Source organism: Psychroserpens sp. BH13MA-6, assembly GCF_052983595.1.
Window position 1 is genome coordinate 84,268 of record NZ_JBRJGE010000004.1, and the last position, 19,624, is coordinate 103,891.

The 19,624-nt window shown below is 36.6% G+C and carries 16 protein-coding genes; 13 read left to right on the forward strand and 3 right to left on the reverse strand.

Features of this window, described 5'->3' with window-relative positions; genetic code table 11:
- Positions 1 to 108 precede the first annotated feature (108 nt).
- Positions 109 to 954: a hypothetical protein gene (locus tag ACU8DI_RS09470; RefSeq protein WP_447112531.1), complete on the reverse strand. Its 846-nt coding sequence runs from the start codon at positions 952 to 954 to the stop codon at positions 109 to 111.
- Positions 955 to 1,146: 192 nt separating this feature from the next.
- On the opposite strand from ACU8DI_RS09470, the gene guaA reads away from it, so the two are divergent.
- The 7 genes from guaA (at position 1,147) to yidC (ending at position 9,951) form a co-directional block, all read left to right on the forward strand.
- Positions 1,147 to 2,682: a glutamine-hydrolyzing GMP synthase gene (guaA, locus tag ACU8DI_RS09475; RefSeq protein WP_447112532.1), complete on the forward strand. Its 1,536-nt coding sequence runs from the start codon at positions 1,147 to 1,149 to the stop codon at positions 2,680 to 2,682.
- A 28-nt stretch (positions 2,683 to 2,710) separates the two neighbouring features.
- Positions 2,711 to 4,618, forward strand: a complete 1,908-nt coding sequence (locus ACU8DI_RS09480) for a LysM peptidoglycan-binding domain-containing protein (RefSeq protein WP_447112533.1) — start codon at positions 2,711 to 2,713, stop codon at positions 4,616 to 4,618.
- Positions 4,619 to 4,780: 162 nt separating this feature from the next.
- Complete coding sequence (locus ACU8DI_RS09485) at positions 4,781 to 5,323, forward strand: DUF922 domain-containing protein (protein ID WP_447112534.1); 543 nt, start codon at positions 4,781 to 4,783, stop codon at positions 5,321 to 5,323.
- A gap of 1 nt (position 5,324) precedes the next feature.
- Positions 5,325 to 5,555 (forward strand): DUF3820 family protein, encoded by a 231-nt coding sequence (locus tag ACU8DI_RS09490; protein ID WP_447112863.1) that lies wholly within the window; start codon positions 5,325 to 5,327, stop codon positions 5,553 to 5,555.
- Positions 5,556 to 5,733: 178 nt separating this feature from the next.
- Complete coding sequence (locus ACU8DI_RS09495) at positions 5,734 to 6,195, forward strand: DUF2383 domain-containing protein (protein ID WP_447112535.1); 462 nt, start codon at positions 5,734 to 5,736, stop codon at positions 6,193 to 6,195.
- Positions 6,196 to 6,332: 137 nt separating this feature from the next.
- Positions 6,333 to 7,970, forward strand: coding sequence for a CTP synthase (locus ACU8DI_RS09500; RefSeq protein WP_447112536.1), 1,638 nt, complete (start codon positions 6,333 to 6,335; stop codon positions 7,968 to 7,970).
- A gap of 67 nt (positions 7,971 to 8,037) precedes the next feature.
- Positions 8,038 to 9,951 carry a membrane protein insertase YidC gene (gene yidC / locus ACU8DI_RS09505; protein ID WP_447112537.1) on the forward strand — a complete coding sequence of 638 codons (1,914 nt, stop codon included), beginning with the start codon at positions 8,038 to 8,040 and terminating at the stop codon, positions 9,949 to 9,951.
- A 164-nt stretch (positions 9,952 to 10,115) separates the two neighbouring features.
- Here yidC and ACU8DI_RS09510 read toward each other — a convergent pair whose 3' ends face one another.
- On the reverse strand, positions 10,116 to 11,534 hold the full coding sequence (locus ACU8DI_RS09510; protein WP_447112538.1) for a fasciclin domain-containing protein: 1,419 nt from the start codon (positions 11,532 to 11,534) through the stop codon (positions 10,116 to 10,118).
- A gap of 80 nt (positions 11,535 to 11,614) precedes the next feature.
- On the opposite strand from ACU8DI_RS09510, the gene ACU8DI_RS09515 reads away from it, so the two are divergent.
- From ACU8DI_RS09515 to ACU8DI_RS09535, 5 genes are all read left to right on the forward strand, one after another.
- Positions 11,615 to 12,322 (forward strand): toxin-antitoxin system YwqK family antitoxin, encoded by a 708-nt coding sequence (locus ACU8DI_RS09515; RefSeq protein WP_447112539.1) that lies wholly within the window; start codon positions 11,615 to 11,617, stop codon positions 12,320 to 12,322.
- A 78-nt stretch (positions 12,323 to 12,400) separates the two neighbouring features.
- Entirely contained in the window at positions 12,401 to 13,588 is a 1,188-nt protein-coding gene (mnmA, locus tag ACU8DI_RS09520; RefSeq protein ID WP_447112540.1) for a tRNA 2-thiouridine(34) synthase MnmA, read from the forward strand.
- Between the two features lie 72 nt (positions 13,589 to 13,660).
- On the forward strand, positions 13,661 to 15,268 hold the full coding sequence (locus ACU8DI_RS09525) for a S8/S53 family peptidase (protein WP_447112541.1): 1,608 nt from the start codon (positions 13,661 to 13,663) through the stop codon (positions 15,266 to 15,268).
- Position 15,269: 1 nt separating this feature from the next.
- The gene (locus ACU8DI_RS09530) at positions 15,270 to 16,217 is read left to right on the forward strand and encodes an NAD(P)H-dependent flavin oxidoreductase (RefSeq protein WP_447112542.1); all 948 of its coding nucleotides are present in this window, start codon (positions 15,270 to 15,272) and stop codon (positions 16,215 to 16,217) included.
- Positions 16,218 to 16,263: 46 nt separating this feature from the next.
- Positions 16,264 to 17,358, forward strand: a complete 1,095-nt coding sequence (locus ACU8DI_RS09535) for an ATP-grasp domain-containing protein (protein ID WP_447112543.1) — start codon at positions 16,264 to 16,266, stop codon at positions 17,356 to 17,358.
- Positions 17,359 to 17,658: 300 nt separating this feature from the next.
- Here ACU8DI_RS09535 and ACU8DI_RS09540 read toward each other — a convergent pair whose 3' ends face one another.
- A complete protein-coding gene (locus tag ACU8DI_RS09540) occupies positions 17,659 to 17,868 on the reverse strand; it encodes a hypothetical protein (RefSeq protein WP_447112544.1) in 210 nt (69 codons plus the stop codon).
- Between the two features lie 368 nt (positions 17,869 to 18,236).
- Between ACU8DI_RS09540 and ACU8DI_RS09545 the strand changes: the two genes are divergently transcribed.
- Positions 18,237 to 19,619, forward strand: coding sequence for an MATE family efflux transporter (locus ACU8DI_RS09545; protein ID WP_447112545.1), 1,383 nt, complete (start codon positions 18,237 to 18,239; stop codon positions 19,617 to 19,619).
- The last annotated feature ends 5 nt before the right edge of the window (positions 19,620 to 19,624 follow it).

Consider the following 19,624-nt stretch of genomic DNA (forward strand, 5'->3'; position numbering starts at 1 on the left):
TCAAGAGAATAAGGTAGGACAAAAGGGGTACAACATTGCAAAATCTCATATTTTATTAGTAAGCATTATAGTGCTTGTTTAATTAGTATACAATGGTTCTTAATTTAGCTAGTCCCATTGCTTAAGTGTGGTACTCAGTCCTTGATACATAATTATAGAATTACTGAGATCAATATTATCAAATGAATTAACATCACCAGGTTCTCCTACGTACATACTCTCTGGAAACGGTTTGAATCCAATAGACACAGGAGAATAAATAGCCAAATAACCCGTAGCTGAAGTTGCAGAGCTATTACCTTTCATTACAAAATAATGTGTGCCACTATTATGTGTCGGCAAAGTATTTCCTAAATCACTATAGCCATCAGAAACACTGACTTCCGATTGTTTCACTTTTGCACCAGTCGCATTGTCATCAAAGGAGTAATATTTTAATGCAAATACGTAACTGTTATTAGGAATTGTTACACCATTGTCATGCGCCCAAGTTGCAGGTGCATTTGCTCCAAAAATAGTTTCATTTAAATCGAAATAAGCATCTGATGTTGCTATTTTGCTAACCTCCTTCAAACTCGTGGCAAGCGTATGATATTCATCTTCCGTAATCAAAACCCAATCGGTGGCTGCAGCGTCTATATAGCTTTGTTTAGAATTGGTTAAATAAAATTCAATGTCATCTAAATTGTTGATGTTGATGGTAATGGTTGATATGGCCGTTTCTTCAGAAATTTCTGCTTCTACCGTTGCTTGTATGACCGTATTAATTTCATAATCGAACAACGTAGGATTCGCTATAAAAATAGCTCCAGATGAAGTGTCCACAGTCAAAGCACCTTGAGGCGTTTGACTTGTGATATTAAAATTCACGGACTTATTACTCACTAAAGTTCCAAGAAAATCGCCACCAGCCAAGGGAAGTTCATCAATAGAAGTAGTGAAATCTTCTACCATTAACTGTGGTTGAATGCTGTTTGAAGATTTTGAGTCGTCACTACAACTTAGCGTTATGGAAAATAAAAGTGTTAAAACACAAGGTGTTAATATGTAATTCTTTATAACCATTTGCATTAAAGGTAGTTAAAAAAAAATCAAAAATTCATAAAGAGTAAATCGTCAATTTAAAATCAATCATTACTTTTGCACATGCAACACAACAAAGTCCTTATTTTAGATTTCGGTTCGCAATACACTCAGTTGATTGCGCGTCGCGTAAGAGAGTTAAATATCTATTGCGAAATTCATCCATTCAATAAAATTCCAAACGATTCAGACAGCTTCAAAGCCGTGATTTTATCAGGAAGTCCTAATTCTGTAAGAGGCGAAGAGGTACTTCATCCTGACTTGTCCAATTTCCGAGGAAAAAAACCAATGTTGGCCGTTTGTTATGGCGCACAATATTTGGCACATTTCTCTGGTGGAGAGGTTGCAGAATCCAATACGAGGGAGTACGGAAGAGCCAACTTGGCCTATGTAAAATCAGATGAAGATTTTTTTGAGAATATCCATGAAGGCAGCCAAGTGTGGATGAGTCATAGTGATACCATCAAGAAATTACCAACAGGAGGCGTTTTACTTGCTAGTACTAGTGATGTTGAAAATGCGGCCTATAAAATTGAAGGCGAGACGACCTATGCGATTCAATTTCATCCAGAGGTGTATCATTCTACGGATGGCCATCAATTATTGCATAATTTTTTGATTAAAATCGCTGAAATTGAACAAGATTGGACACCACAATCTTTTGTTGAAGAAACCGTTAATGACTTAAAAGCAAAACTTGGTAATGATAAAGTGGTTTTAGGATTATCGGGTGGTGTAGATTCTTCGGTGGCAGCCATGCTCTTGCATAAGGCGATTGGCGAGAATTTGTATTGTATTTTTGTGAATAACGGTTTGTTACGAAAAAATGAGTTTGAAGATGTATTGCATCAATACGAAGGTATGGGACTCAATGTGAAGGGTGTTGATGCTTCGGCACGCTTTTTGGATGCCTTAGCAGGAAAGAGCGACCCAGAAGAAAAACGAAAAACCATAGGCCGCGTGTTCATTGAAGTTTTTGATGATGAAGCAAATGATATATCGAATGTTAAATGGCTGGCACAAGGGACTATTTATCCAGATGTCATTGAAAGTGTTTCGGCAACTGGTGGTCCGAGTGCGACCATAAAAAGTCATCATAATGTTGGTGGTCTTCCCGATTTTATGAAGCTGAAAGTGGTAGAACCACTGAAAGCCTTGTTTAAAGATGAGGTAAGACGTGTTGGTGCTTCCATGAATATGGATACTCAATTGCTTGGCCGCCATCCTTTTCCTGGACCAGGACTCGCCATTCGTATCCTCGGTGATCTAACTCCTGAGAAAGTTCGTATATTACAGGAGGTAGATGCTATTTTTATTAATAACCTGCGTTCATGGAATTTATACGATAAAGTTTGGCAAGCGGGAGCTATGTTGTTGCCAGTAAACAGTGTAGGAGTGATGGGAGATGAGCGTACCTATGAGAAATGTGTGGCATTGAGAGCCGTAGAAAGTACGGATGGAATGACTGCCGATTGGGTAAATCTTCCGTATGAGTTTTTACAAAAAACTTCAAATGAAATTATAAATAAAGTGAAAGGTGTCAATAGGGTGGTTTACGATATCAGTTCCAAACCACCAGCAACTATTGAGTGGGAGTAAACTACCTACAGGATTAAATTACATATAAATGAAAAAACTCGTTGTTGTTATTATTGTTCTCTTGTACTCTGCCACTGCTATAGCGCAAGGTTACAAGACTCATAAAGTAAAAAAAGGTGAAACCATCGAAAGTATTGCCAAAATGTACATGGTCACACCTTTCGATATTTATGCATTGAATCCAGATGCAAAAACAGCTTTGGATGATAACACAGTATTGATTATTCCAGATACGAAAGTTAAAAATGAAGCGCCAACAGAGCCTGTAAAAGAAGTGGTCAGTTTTAAAACTCACAAGGTCAAACGCAAGGAAACACTTTTTAGTATTTCCCAAAAATACAGTGTGGCCATTGAGGATATTAAGAAGTACAACAAGTATTTATATTCTGAAAATTTAAGAAAAGGTGATAAAATAAAGATTCCGAAGTTTAAAACCATCGTGAGTCAAGTGTCACTAACGAATACCATCAAAAAATATAAGGTACTACCAAAAGAAGGTAAATGGCGCGTGGCCTATAAGTTTGGGATAACCGTACCAGAGTTAGAAGCGCTCAATCCTAATTTAGGTGAGGTCTTGCAGCCAGGTCAAGAGGTTAACGTTCCTAATATTAGTAATAATGAAGAAAAGACGGTAGAAGAAACGTACAACTATTATACGGTTCTGAAAAGTGAAGGCTACATGGCACTTAATAGAAAACTAGGTGTCACCCAAGAGGAACTAGAATCTTTAAATCCTGGATTAAAAGAAAGTGGACTTAAATTGGGAATGGTGTTGCGAGTGCCTGCGAATGTGAAAACGGATTATGTAGTAAAGGATATCGCAAATACTGATTTGTCGAAAGAGCTTACTAATTTAAATACCAAAAAAATCGCATTGATGCTGCCTTATAGAACCAATAGAATTGATGTGGATTCTATTGAAGAGGCGAAGAAAAAAATTAGAACAGATCGTTTGCTTTCAGTCTCTTTAGATTTCCACGCTGGTGCATTAATAGCGATTGACTCAGCAAAGCGTTTAGGGATATCGACACACCTGAAGGTGTTTGATACACGAAATCAACCTTCTCAAATTTCTGAAATATTGTCATCTAATGATTTTTCAGAATATGATGTGGTCGTTGGACCACTGTTACCGAAAAACTTCGATCGTGTCGCTGCATCACTGAAGAAAGATAATGTGCCTATAGTGTCGCCTTATTCGATGCCAGAGAATCTCTACGATAATGTATTTCAAACGGTGCCTTCGAGTGAATTATTAGTAGAAACCATCGTGAATTATGTAAAAAAAGATTCTGTACAGAAGCACATCGTCATTATTGCCGATTCCAAGCATAAAAATATAAGTGATAAATTAAAAGGTGATTTCCCTTCAGCTAAGCAAATCTACTCTAGAAAAAATAAGAAGGGTGAAGAGGCGTATTTTATATATCAGAATGATTTAGTGAATGTTTTTCAAAATGGAAATAATATTGTCTTTTTGGAAACAGATAATGAAGGGTTTGCCTCAAATGTTATAAGTATGATTAATGGCTTGAATGATGCTCGTAAAGAAATCATTCTTATGACTACTAATAAAAATAGAGCGTTTGAAGGAAGAGAAATTTCTAATTACCACTTATCAAATCTGAAATTTCATTACCCATCGGTGAATAAAACCACTGATATTGCAACAGCAGATAATGCTTTTATTAGAACTTACCGAAGAATTTACAATGTGAGCCCAAACCGTTATGCGGTGAGAGGATTTGATCTAACCATGGACTTGCTTTTACGTTTGGCGAGTGGTGATGATTTGTATAAGACCTCGAACAGTACCATTGAGACCGAATATGTTGAAAATAAATTTCGATATTCTAAAAAGCTTTTTGGTGGTTATTATAATGAAGCCGTTTATGTGGTTAAGTACGACAACCTTACCATTGTAGAGGCAAAATAATCGAACTCAAGTCGTTCACTTTTTTATAGGTAAGAGATTGATAATGGGTGATTTCAATTCTGTTTTTTTAAAATAGAACGACACAATATTCAGGTTTTTACCACGTTACTTTTAACACCTATTCATCTGAAAATTTAGGTGTTTAATTCGAAATAAATCGCAATGATATTACGCTTCTTAATTATCGTATTATATTGTCTGAATGTGTCTTCAGATAAGGAAGAGACTATTTCGTGGAAGGCTTCTGAAAAATTAACATGGGAAGATTTTCAAGGACCTGTGGATCCAGGTTCAGATGCTGTTGCTGTGACAGCGTCAGGCATCACATTTTCGTTTTCAGTAAAAGAACGTGAGAATATGGTCTTGAGCTTTGAAGCAGATGTAAGTGCACATTTTTATCCTAAAAAGTCTTGGTATGTAAAGGAAAAAGGCAATGATCATATTTTAGCCCATGAACAACTTCATTTTGATATTACAGAATTGCATGTAAGGATGTTGCGATATGAGATCTCTAAGCTAAAAGTCTCCAACCGAATTAAAAGTGAATTGCGTGCATTACATGAACGTGCGAATATCAATTTAGCGCAAATGCAATACGACTACGATACGCAAAGTGAAAACTCCATCCATAAGGAGCAACAAGCAAAATGGAAGGCCTTTGTGAGTGCTGAACTTCAAAAGTTTAGAGCGTATCGCTCACAATAGGATGCTGCAACCAGATAAGGATTTTCTAATTAAATTAGCTCATACCAAGATGCCTTTCGGTAAATATGAAGGACGATATCTGATTGACTTACCTGAATATTATATCGTTTGGTATCACAATAAGGGATTTCCGAAAGGTCAATTAGGAGCTATGCTCACGCAAGTATATGAGCTCAAATTAAATGGATTGGAGTATTTGATACGTGATATTCAAAAGCGATATCCTCAATGACAAGTGTGTCTTAGTGATGCATCTCTGTAATCGTAACATATTGGTGATCTGTTTTCTATGCTTATAGTTTCAAGTTGAATTGGATTAATTTTAAATGTGATAGGACACATGAATTGTTAAAAATTGTAGGAATTTAGCACGACTAATTACTTCAGCCCTTGGCTTAAAGTCCTATCTTATGAAAACATCAATAACCTATACAGTGGGTTCTGAAACGCTTCAGAAAATACTTATGACGAGTATCAAAGCAAAGCAGGCTTATCGACACTTACAACAGCAAACGGAAAACCCGTACATTCAAAAATGGTTGACAACCAAAATAAAAAGTATTGATGATTTTATTTTGGAAGTTCAAATACATTTGGAAACGATGGGAATTGAACCGATATCCATATCAAAAATGCAACTGCGCATGATGAAATTAATGGCTGAATTAAAGTCCATAATGACGCGCAAAGATGACGAAATGGTTATTAGAGAATGTCTAAATATTGACGGTGTTTATCTCAGTAGTCTTTCCAATGTTAAAAGGTCGGCTGTAGTAACAGACACGCTATATCAATTGTATAGCAAGCAAATTGAAGCCATTAGAAGAAGACCTATAAAACAATTGGAGAATCAAAACGTTTTATTAGGTTAATCATATTCGGTCTTTCGTATTATAGATGCTTAACGCCTTTCAAAAGTAAGCATTCGAGATGTTGATAATTAAACACTAAATTGATACAACAATAACTATTTAAATTTTGTAAATTTGCCTGCGTTTAACAGCGCAACATGACAACTACTAAATATATTTTTGTAACTGGAGGTGTGACTTCCTCTTTAGGGAAAGGAATTATTGCTGCTTCTTTAGCAAAATTACTTCAGGCTCAAGGTTATAGAACTACCATCCAAAAATTAGATCCATACATTAATGTAGATCCAGGAACCTTAAATCCTTATGAGCACGGTGAGTGTTACGTAACAGATGATGGTGCTGAAACGGATTTGGATTTAGGCCATTACGAACGCTTCTTAAATGTCCCAACAAGTCAATCTAATAACGTAACTACTGGACGCATTTATCAAAGTGTCATTGAAAAGGAACGTCGTGGTGAATTCTTAGGAAAAACCGTGCAGGTTATACCTCATATAACAGATGAAATTAAGCATCGTGTACAAATTTTAGGGAAATCTGGTGATTATGATATCGTTATTACAGAAATAGGAGGAACGGTTGGTGATATTGAGTCTTTACCCTATGTAGAAGCTGTTAGACAATTAAAATGGGAACTTGGAGAGAGCAATGCTATTGTGATCCACCTCACGTTGATTCCCTATTTATCAGCTGCAGGCGAATTGAAAACCAAGCCAACACAGCATAGCGTTAAAACCTTAATGGAAAGTGGTGTTATGGCAGACGTCTTGGTTTGCAGAACAGAACATGAATTACCCGAGGATTTAAGAGATAAGCTAGCAAAATTTTGTAATGTTAGACCAGAAGCCGTAATTCAGTCTATAGATGCGTCAACAATTTATGATGTGCCTAATTTGATGTTGGATCAAGGTTTAGATACGGTTGTTCTTAAAAAATTAGGACTAGATAGCTCAGAGCCAGACCTAACCCAATGGAATCAATTTCTTGATCGCCATAAAAACCCCATCGGTGAAGTGACTATCGGTTTGATAGGGAAATATGTAGAATTACAAGATTCTTATAAATCCATATTAGAAGCATTCATTCATGCAGGAGCAGAGAATGAAGTCAAAGTGCATATAGAATCCATTCATTCCGAACACTTGACTTCTAAAAACGCAGCAAAAAAATTGAAACATTTACATGGTGTTTTAGTTGCTCCAGGTTTTGGAGAGCGTGGTATTGAAGGAAAAATTGAAGCGGTCAAGTATGTGAGAGAACACAATATTCCATTCTTGGGAATTTGCTTGGGCATGCAAATGGCAGTCATCGAATATTCAAGGAATGTATTGGGCTTAAAAGAGGCTAATTCCACTGAAATGGATGACACAACAGCACATCCTGTAATTGATTTAATGGCATCGCAGAAAGATATTGTTGATAAAGGTGGTACCATGCGATTAGGCGCTTGGGATTGTGACATAGCCAATGACAGTATTGCGAGTAAGGTGTATCAGTCGCATACTATAAAAGAACGTCATAGACATCGTTACGAATTTAACAATGCTTATAAATCTCAAATTGAGGAGGCAGGAATGAAGGCGACTGGTCTTAATCCTGAAACAGGCTTAGTGGAAATTATTGAAATTCCATCTCACAATTGGTTTGTTGGTGTTCAGTATCATCCAGAATATAAGAGCACCGTAGCGAATCCACATCCCCTTTTTGTTGCTTTCGTGAAAGCTGCTTTGAATTTTAAAACCAAGAACAATAGTGTCAGTATGGCACAAAACTAATATTGGTTAGCTTTTTGTTAAGCAATAGCTATCCTCTCCTAAGCAAAGGAGCAACTAAATTTTACCCATGGAAGAAAAAAAATTAGATATCAAATCCATCATAGGATTCGTTCTTATCTTCGGAATATTACTCTTTATGATGTGGCAAAACACGCCAACTCCTGAGGAGCTTGCCGAACAAGAAAAACAAGAGCAATTAAAGGCGGCAGAAGAAGCAAAAAATAACGAAAAAGAAGCGACTACCGACACTAAAGTGACCACATCTGAAGACTTCTCAAATCTCAATGTTGGCGATTCACTCAAGTATGAAATGCTCAAAAATAAATTGGGTGCTTTTGCCTTCGCGGCAACTTTACCTTCCGCAACGGATACGCAAACCTCAGTTCAAACGAATGTATTTGATTTAAAATTCAGTAATAAAGGTGGTTTTCTTTCCGAAGTCATTCTGAAAAAATTTGTGGATTATGACTCTGTACCGATTGCCTTGATACAAGATGGTAATGAGCAGTTCAATATTAATTTTCCAACGACTGATAATCGAATTTTAAATACGAATGATCAATACTTTCAACCGTCTGTTACTAAAAATGGAGAAAACACGGTGGTTTCGATGAAACTGAAAGTGTCTGAATCTCAGTTTTTGGAGTATCGTTATGAGTTGAAACCTGATGATTATATGATAGATTTTTCAATCCGATCTAAAGGCTTGAATAATGTGATTAATTCCTCGCAGAATATTGATTTGGATTGGGCGCTGAAAACCTATCGTCATGATCAGAGTATCACCTATGAAAACCGCTACACGCGATTAACTTACATGTATGAAGGTGATAAAATAGACAAATTGGCACAAGCTGGAGACGATGAAGAAATTATTGAAGACGCGCGTTGGCTGTCTTATAGACAACACTTTTTTAGTTCGATATTAGTCGCAGATCAACCATTTAAAAAGGCAACTATCGCTTCTAAAACACTTGTGGAAGATGAAGAGATTGACACTATTTACACTAAGGAATTTGCTTCAAAATTGCCACTTACTTTTACGAATGGTGAAGCGAATAATAACTTTAAGTTTTACTTTGGTCCTACAGATAGTAAAGTTTTAAAAGCTTACGATTATGACTTAGAGGAAAGTATTCCTTTTGGTTGGGGTATTTTTGGGTGGATTAACAAATCATTGTTTATCCCGCTCTTTAGCTTCTTGAGTTCATTCTTGCCTTATGGGATTGCTATTATTGTCATGACAATCCTAATTAAATTATTAATGTCCTTTGTACAGTATAAACAATTTTTGTCGCAAGCTAAGATGCGGGTCTTAAAGCCAGAATTGGATGCGATTAGAGAAAAGCATAAGGACAATAAAATGAAGGCGCAACAAGAAACGATGGCCTTACAAAATAAGGCTGGTGCCAGTCCTTTGGCTGGATGTTTGCCAGGATTGATACAATTGCCAGTGTTTTATGCCTTATTTATGTTCTTCCCTACGGCATTTGCATTGCGTCAAAAAAGCTTCCTTTGGGCGGATGATTTGTCATCCTATGACGTGATTGCAGAATTACCATTTACAATTCCTTTTTATGGAGATCACGTAAGTTTGTTTCCAATATTAGCGGCCATCGCCATTTTCTTTTATATGAAAATGACAACCGGTCAACAAATGGCGTCACAACCTACGCAAGAGGGAATGCCAGATATGGCTAAGATGATGAAGTACATGATATACTTCTCTCCATTATTAATGCTGGTCTTCTTTAATCAATATGCTTCCGGTTTAAGTTTATACTATTTTATTTCTAACCTGATTAGTATTGGTATCATGCTTGTTATCAAGAACTATATTTTGGATGAAGACAAAATTCATGCTCAAATTCAGGAGAATAAGAAGAAGCCTAAAAAGCAGAATAAATTTCAAAAGAAAATGGCAGAGATGATGGAGCAAGCAGAACAGCAAAAACAAGCGCAACAAAGACGTAAAAAATAACTTATGCTTATAGCATTTAAAAAGCCTTCCAATCGGAAGGCTTTTTTTTGTAAACTTCTATCTATTGAAATTAAAAAGAGTCTCTAGAAAAATTCTAAAGACTCTTTCAAAATATTCATTTAAAAAAGGATGCTATTAATCAATCCAAATGAATATCTATATGATTAATCATTAGCAGGTAACATCACTGTGTCTAAAACGTGAATGACGCCATTCCCAGCTTGTACATCAACGGCAATAACACCAATTCCAGTGTTTCCGGCACCATCAGTAATATCTGCAATATTTCCTGCGGAACCTGGTAAGTTGATAGTAATTGACTGACCATTTAACATTGTTGGCGATGTACCATCTGTTAAGTTTTCTGAAGTCACATTAGCATCTCCCAAAACATGGTGTAATAATACTTGAGTTAGTACATCTTCGGCTGGAATTTCAGCTAAAGCATCGAAGGCAGAATTAACTGGTGCGAATACTGTAAATGGCGCAGGACTCGTACCGTTTGGAGTTGATAAGGTCGCAACGAAATCAGTTCCAGGTGTTAAGTCGGTTAACGCTGTTACCAACGTAGAGAAATTAGGGTCAGCTGTGGCAAAAGTTACGATAGATGGAATGTCAATCACCGCATCTACGACGTGAATAATTCCGTTGGTCGCAACGATATCAGCTTGTGCTACAGACGAAACATCATTAAAACGTACACCATCAGACGTGTCATAATAAAGACTCAAATTGTTAGCTGTCATTGCTAAATCTTCTGGTCCTACAGCATTGGTTTTTGTATATCCTGATCCAGCATTAGTAAGTGTACTAGATGGTACAGCTCCTGTAATCACGTGATTCAATAATAAATTGGTTAATACATCGGCTGGTACATCACCTAATGAACTTCCATCTAGGAACGTATTGAATGCCGTGTTGTTTGGTGCTAAAATTGTTAATGGACTGTCTCCACTTACCGCACCTACTAAATCAGCAGCACTTAAAGCGGCCACCAGACTACTTAAGTCATTATTAGCAGAAGCGTGATCCACAATACTCGGTAATCCTATTACAGCATCAACCACATGAATTGTACCGTTGGAAGCATCAATATCTGCACCACCAGGAACTACGGAAGACACACCATTGAAATCAACACCACCACTTGAAGTGTCAAAATAAATACTAATATTTTGTCCACCAGCACCAGTAGCATTGGTGTTTGTGTAACCAGAACCTAAACCGGCTAGATCTGCTGCTGATAAATCAGCAGAAATAACATGATTTAAAAGTACTTGTCTTAACACATCCGTAGGGATGTCTTGTAATTCATTATCTCCTAAGAATGCATCAAAAGCATCATTAGTAGGCGCTAAAACTGTGTATGGACCACTACCACTTAAGGTGGTCACTAAATCACCATCAGCGGCTTGGAGTGCAGCAACCAAACTACTTAAATTTGGATTAGCACTTGCTAGTTCTACAATGTTTAAAGGCGTTGGAACAATTGTTCCTGAATCATCATCGCTACTGCATCCATAAAGAGAGAAGATGAGTAAAAATACTGGGATTAATTTAAAGGTTTTTGAAATAATTTTCATTTTTTTGAGTTTTTATTGTTCAACATTTATTAATAAATAATTAGTCTGTTTAATAAAATTACTAAATCATTAAACAAAAAATGAAAAAACCCTTTATTTTTATATATATTTTAACAGTATTTACTTTAGGTTTGAATGCTCAAAATATTGTTAATCAATTTGATAAGGATGGAAACCGTCATGGCGTATGGCGAAAATACTTCGATAAAACGAAAGAGCTTCGGTATGAAGGCGAATTTGACCACGGCAAAGAAGTTGGTACGTTTAAGTTTTACACGTTAAAAGGAGGTAAGAGTGTCTTAAGTGCTACGAAAGTATTTAATCCGAACTCAAATCAGGTGGCCGTTAAATTTTTGTCATCTACAGGAAAACTCATAAGTGAAGGTCAAATGATAGGAAAGCTATATTATGGTAAATGGATTTATTATCATAACAAATCGGATGCCATCATGACCATTGAGTATTATAATGACCAAGGTAAATTGGAAGGAGAACGACAAGTATTCTACCCTAATGGAAACACCGCCGAAAAATCTCATTATATAAATGGTATGCTAGATGGTGAATCTATATGGTATGCTGAGAATGGCACAGTTTTAAAAAGATTCCTCTATAAAAATGATGAGTTAAATGGTATCACGAAGTATTTCGATGCTGAAGGTAACATTAAAGCAGAGGGACTTTACAGAAACAATTTAAAACATGGTGTTTGGAGTTATTATGAAGATGGTAAGTTGGTGGAAACTAAAGATCATACAAAGCGTAGCAAAAACCCGAAAAAGCAATAGCTTAAATCAATACATATCATATGTATTTAGAATGGTAACTAGCGTTATGTTGCTGTTTTTATTTCTTAATTTTGCATCATGCAAAGAGTAATAGTAGGACTTTCAGGAGGTGTAGACTCAAGCGTCGCAGCTTATTTATTAAAAGAACAAGGCTACGAGGTTATAGGGCTTTTTATGAAGAATTGGCACGATGATTCTGTGACCATTTCTGATGAATGTCCGTGGTTGGACGATAGTAATGATGCTATGTTGGTAGCCGATAAGCTCGGTATTCCTTTTCAAACTATTGATTTAAGTGAGCAGTATAAAGAACGTATAGTCGACTATATGTTTGATGAATACCAGAAGGGTAGAACTCCAAACCCTGATGTCTTATGTAACAGGGAGATTAAGTTTGATGTTTTTATGAAAATTGCACTTGATTTAGGTGCCGATTTTGTAGCAACAGGTCATTATTGTAGAAAAGGAACTATTGAAAAGGATGGTAAATTGGTCTATCAGTTGTTATCTGGAGTTGATTCAAACAAAGATCAATCGTATTTTTTATGCCAGCTGTCCCAACAACAATTATCCAAAGCGCTTTTTCCAATAGGGGAACTAACCAAACCAGAAGTTCGGGACATCGCTGCCAAATTGGATTTAGTAACGGCTGATAAGAAGGATTCACAAGGTCTCTGCTTTATTGGTAAAGTGCGGCTCCCAGAATTTCTACAACAAAAACTCAAACCAAAAGAAGGTGTGATCGTAGAGATTCCAAAAGCGCATACTAGGTATACGAGGGCACTTCCAGATTTCGAATCTAAAATTCAAGAACTGCAATATCTAAGTGAGAAAGATCGCTATATTCCAGCAGATGGGAATGTAGTAGGTCACCATCAAGGTGCCCACTATTTTACGAAAGGACAGCGTAAAGGTCTTGCAGTGGGTGGTACTGTGGAGCCTCTTTTTGTTATTGATACAGATGTTATCGATAATGTGATTTACACCGGACAAGGAAAAAACCATCCTGGTCTTTTAAAACGAGTCCTTTTTGTGAATGATGATGAATTGCATTGGGTACGTGAAGACTTACAATTAGCTATCGACGAATCGATGGTGGTTAAAGCACGTATTAGATACAGGCAACCATTAGAAAAGGCAACACTTTATAAAGTAGATCGTGGCTTATATGTTGAATTTGAGAAGCTGCAATCGGCTATTACAGAAGGTCAATTCGTGGCTTGGTATCTCGATGACGAATTAGTAGGTTCGGGAGTAATTTCTTAAATTGCAGTAAAGAAAAGTTATTCTTTTTCAGATTATCAGACTGAAAATTATAATTCTTAATGTCCTATTGTTATGAAAAAAGTCCTGCTGTTTTTTGTTATTTTATGTCAATTTAATGCCTATGCGCAACAAGATGCGTGGGTGTTTTTTAGCGATAAGGAAAATGTCCAGTCGTCAATTAATAATCCCATTTCAATTCTAACGCAACAAGCCATTGATAGAAAAAATGCCCAAGGCATAGCGATTGATGCTCGTGATGTCCCTGTTAATGAAAATTACATCTCACAGTTAAAAGCGCCTGAAACGGGTGTCACTGTATTTGCCAAATCCAAATGGATGAATGCGGTGTATGTGAGAGGCACGGAAGAAGCTATTAATGCCTTGGTAACCGACTTTGACTTTGTGGCGTCTGTGGAATTTGCAGACAATAGTTTAAATTCCAATTCCAGAGTAGGCACTATTGACGACAAATTTTCAGTAGAAGAGGCAGCCGTCACATTTAATTATGGCGATACACAAAACCAAGTTACAATGATTAATGTGGATGCCCTTCATCTTGATGATTATACAGGAGAAGGGGTGATTGTAGCAGTACTAGACTCTGGTTTTTCAAACGTTGATACCATGGGTGCATTTCAGAGGTTAAGAGATAATAATGATTTGTTGGATGGTTATGATTTTGTGGATAGAACAGATAATGTCTATGCCTTCACAGGGAATGACCATGGTACGAAAGTGTTGAGTGATATGGCTGGTTTTATTCAAGATCAGTTTGTAGGAACGGCTCCTGATGCGTCTTATTATTTATTCAGAACAGAAGATGTAGCCTCGGAAACACCTGTAGAAGAAGCTTACTGGGTGGAAGCTGCTGAACGTTCCGATAGCTTGGGAGTTCACTTAATTAATACTTCATTAGGATACAAAACGTATGATAATCCAAATTATTCACATACAGATGCCGATTTAGACGGTAACACGACATTTATTACTCGAGGCGCAAATATTGCCAATGAAAAAGGCATTTTGGTAGTGACTTCCGCAGGAAATTCAGGAACGGCTGGTGTTGGTGCGCCTGCCGATGGTACTGGTGTTCTAAGTATCGCTGCAGTTGATGCTAATGGTGATTATGTGGCTTTCAGCTCGCAAGGAAGTGCATTTCAGACAACTCAAAAACCAGATGTGGCCGCTCAAGGCGCGGCAGCCGCTGTCGTAAATGCTTCAAACACCATTGTCAGCAATAATGGGACTTCTTTTAGTTCGCCAATTGTGGCTGGCGGAATTGCGTCTTTATGGCAAGCCTTGCCAAATGCCACTAATGAAGATATAAAAAATTATGTCCGAATGTCGGCATCCCAATACACGACACCTGATTATTTGATAGGTTACGGTATTCCTGATTTTCAGCTTGCATTAAATATCGGCTTGTCTTTACAAGAGGTGACATACCTTCAATTTAAGGTTTTTCCAAATCCTGTTAACGACATTCTCAACGTACAAATTCCAACCTTAAATGATGTCACTGTACTTAGAGTTTTTGATATTCTAGGTAAAAAGGTATTGGAACAGAATATTACAGAATCTTCTACGTCTTTGGATACGTCTGCGATGGCACCTGGGATGTATATTTTGAATTTTCAATCTGGTGAAACAATAAAAACCTATAAACTCATCAAATCATAACATGACAAACAAAATAACGGAATTGTTCCAAATTGAATATCCAATCATTCAAGCTGGCATGATATGGAATAGTGGTTGGCGATTGGCTTCAGCCGCTAGTAATGCTGGAGCACTAGGTTTAATTGGCGCAGGTTCGATGTATCCTGATGTCTTACGAGAACATATTCAAAAATGTAAAAAAGCTACCGATAAACCCTTTGGTGTCAACGTTCCAATGTTATATCCAAATATTGAAGAAATCATGAACATCATCGTAGAGGAAGGTGTTAAGATTGTTTTTACTTCTGCTGGGAATCCAAAAACATGGACTGCTTGGCTCAAGGAACGTGGTGTGACTGTTGTCCATGTAGTGAGCAGTGTGAAATTTGCACTGAAAGCGCAAGAAGCAGGTGTAGATGCGGTAGTAGCTGAAGGTTTTGAAGCTGGAGGTCATAATGGAAGAGAAGAAACCACCACATTAACGTTAATCCCTATGGTCAAAGAGCAATTAGATATTCCGCTTATTGCGGCAGGCGGTATTGCGACTGGACGAATTATGCTAGCGGTTATGATTTTGGGAGCAGATGCGGTACAAGTGGGAAGTCGCTTTGTGGCAAGTGAAGAGTCTTCTGCGCATCAAGCTTTTAAGAAGGTTGTTGTTGATGCTAAAGAAGGTGATACACAATTGACTCTAAAGGAATTAGCACCAGTAAGATTGGTTAAAAATAAATTCTTTAATGAAGTGCAAGAACTCTATAAGTCGGGTCCAAGCATCGAAGCACTGAAGGAATTATTAGGAAGGGCACGTGCAAAGCGCGGCATGTTTGAAGGTGATTTGGAAGATGGTGAATTAGAAATTGGTCAAATAGCAGGTTTAATTCATGATATCAAACCCGCTGCGAAAATCGTGTCCGATATGATCCAAGAATTTGAGGAAGCGAAAATTTCAGCAAATCAAATTTCATTTTAATATACTATATTTGAGAACCTAATAATTAATTGCTTAGAGAGAATATATGAGCTCAAGACTTCATGTTTTGGTGCCAGATGGTAATAGTACTTGGGCTTTGTCTGTGATTAGGTGTTTATCGCAGGTTGAAGACTACAAGATTTTTGTACTTGCTCATAAAAAACGCGCAGCCACCAAATATTCTCGATATACGGCTGCTTTTAATTTTTTAAAAAGAGGTGATGATGAGCAATGGTTGCAATTAGTAAATGCTGAAATTGCTTCAAAATCTATCGATATTGTTGTGCCAATTGCAGAACATGAGATTTCTTTTTTTATCAAACACGAAGCCTTACTAAATCCTTCTGCTAAGATTATTCCATTACCAAGTTTAGAGGCTTTTGAGATTGCTACAAACAAAAAACGATTGAGTGATTTTGCCTTAAAACATCAAATTTCGCATCCGAGATCTTTTTATGTTTCTAATGAAGAAGAGCGGAAGACATTTCTGCTCGAGGCGACGTTTCCAGTCTTAATAAAACCCTTGAATGAAAAGGGTGGTGATGGTATTAAAAAAATCTCTAGCAAAGATAAGTTTCCAAAGCGCAGTAAATCAGCCTTGTTTATCCAAGAGTATATTGAAGGTTATGATATAGATTGTAGTGTTTTGTGTCTCAATGGAAACATCTTGACACATACGGTACAAAAAGGGAATCTAAAAGGACATAGTGCTTTTGCGCCACAATTAGGCTTCGATTTTATAAAGAATGAAGAGGTTCTTAAAGTGGTATCAAATATCATGTCTAAGCTCAATTGGTCGGGTGTTGCACATTTAGATTTGCGTTACGACGAATTAGCCCAGGATTATAAATTGATTGAGATTAACGCTCGTTTTTGGGGCAGTGTTGAAGCTTCAGAAAGAGCAGGTGTTAACTTTCCACACTTAGCAATTCAATTAGCCATCAATGGGGTTATTCCTGATACGGATTTTGATGCAATTCCTTATATGAGACTTAAAGGTGTTTTGAAATCTATCAAGCGAAGGCCGTCATTTATATTCAATACGAAATTTTTAATGGATTATACTGAGGTCAAGGCTTTTTTAAAAGATCCATTACCTACTGCTTATAAATTTAGAGAATGGTTGGGTCGCCGTCTTTAATTGAGAAAACCAGAAATATCAACTTGGTACAATCTACTCGATCCATTGTCATAGGAATCAAATATTTCCAATAAACTTTCAATATCTAAAGGCGTTTCAAAAGCCTTCAATACGTTGATCCTTTTACTTGTAAAAAATAAGGTTTAAGACTTCGTATTCACAAAGGGGCAATAATCCATTTTATTTGAATTGACTTTTAGTCCCATGTTTTTGACTTAGCTCCAAGTAGCGTCTTCTTGCTTAAAACTGATTTAAAAACTTGTTCTGATGTCCAATTACCCTCGTACCATTTGGCAGTGTCTAAAGCTGAATTTTACCCATCACACTTTGTGCTGAAAAAATAACCTCGTCCTTCTTTGTAGACATCGCCATATCTCTCACGTTTGGAAATTTGGAAACAATCGTCTTTAAAAATGGTCTAACGGTTGGTTGCTCTGATTGTGAAAAAATAAAGCGGGTAATAAAAGGGAGAGAATTATTAATGATCTCATCAGGAAACTTTCCTACCAAATTACAAAATTAAGATCCTAGCTTATTTAAAAATTTTGTTCATTCATGATAGCCCTAAATAACAAAAAGAGGCTGAGCCTCTTTTTGCCTGAAACGTTTTTTAACAACAAAATTTTTAAATCCCTCTAAAATAATAGCTAAAAAAGTTTCTACCCCAAATACCAAACCTACTACAATATGGTATTTATGGCTATAAAAATAAGAGAATAGTCTATGTTACAATTGTTTTAATTAGGTAACTTATTAACAATTAACGTTTATAACTTTTTAATAATCAAATCATTGAATTTTATTTTAAGGAAAGTCGTAGCGCGTATTTTGCAGGCCATAGAAATCAATTAACTTTGAATTCTCAATACTAATTCCCGTTGATGCTATCACAATTTACCAAAGAATTTAATTATAATTTCAAGTTGGCAGCTCCTGTCATCTTGGGAATGTTGGGACACACTTTTGTGAGTTTTATCGATAATATTATGGTGGGTCAATTAGGAACAGCAGAATTAGCTGCAGTGTCCTTAGGTAATAGCTTTATGTTTATTGCCATGTCGATAGGGATTGGTTTTTCTACAGCGATAACACCATTAGTAGCAGAGGCTGATTCGGCGCATCATTTCGCTAATGGCAAGTCCTCTTTCAAACACGGGTTATTTCTTTGTACGGTATTGGGCATCCTTTTGTTCTTATCGGTATTCGTCGCGAAACCATTATTATATGTCATGAAGCAGCCAGTAGAAGTAGTAGAATTGGCATTGCCCTATTTAAACCTAGTGGCATTTTCGCTCATTCCGCTCATTGTTTTTCAGGCATTCAAACAATTTAGTGATGGTTTATCAATGACCAGATACCCAATGTATGCCACAATTTTGGCCAATATCTTTAATGTTGTTCTCAACTATATGCTGATTTTTGGAAAATTTGGATGTCCTGAATTAGGCATTGTAGGTGCTGCCTACGGAACCTTAGTTTCACGATTTGTAATGGTAGCACATCTGTGGTGGTTATTGACTAAGAAAGAGAAATCCAAGGCATTTGTAACGCAAATTAAATTCTTTATTCTTGATAAATTAATGCTGAAAAAGATTATAGGACTTGGAACGCCGAGTGCAATGCAAATGTTTTTTGAAGTCGCTATTTTTACAGCAGCAATTTGGTTAAGTGGTTTATTAGGCAAGAATCCTCAAGCAGCGAATCAAATCGCTTTAAACTTATCATCCATGACATTTATGGTGGCTATGGGTTTAAGTGTGGCTTCTATGATTAGGGTAGGAAATCAAAAGGGGTTGCACCAATATTTTGAATTAAGACGGATCGCATTTTCTTTGTTTTTATTAGCGATTTTATTAGCCATTTGTTTTGGAGCTATATTCTTTATATTTCATAATGAGCTGCCAAAATTGTATGTCGATTTTGACGACTCCAAAAATTTATTAGACAATACCGAAGTGGTTTCCATCGCTGCCAAATTAATGATAGCTGCAGCTATTTTTCAAATAAGTGATAGTATTCAAGTGGTGGTATTAGGCGCATTAAGAGGCTTGCAAGACGTAAAAATTCCCACAATCATCACCTTTATCTCTTATTGGCTCATAGGATTTCCTGTGAGTTATTTTTTAGGAAAGTCTGATGCCTATGGCAGTTTTGGTATTTGGTTGGGTCTATTGGCTGGCTTAACTACGGCTGCAATATTATTATATATAAGATTTGATTATCTAACGAAAAAGTTAATTTTGTCAAATACTAAGCACTAAACAAA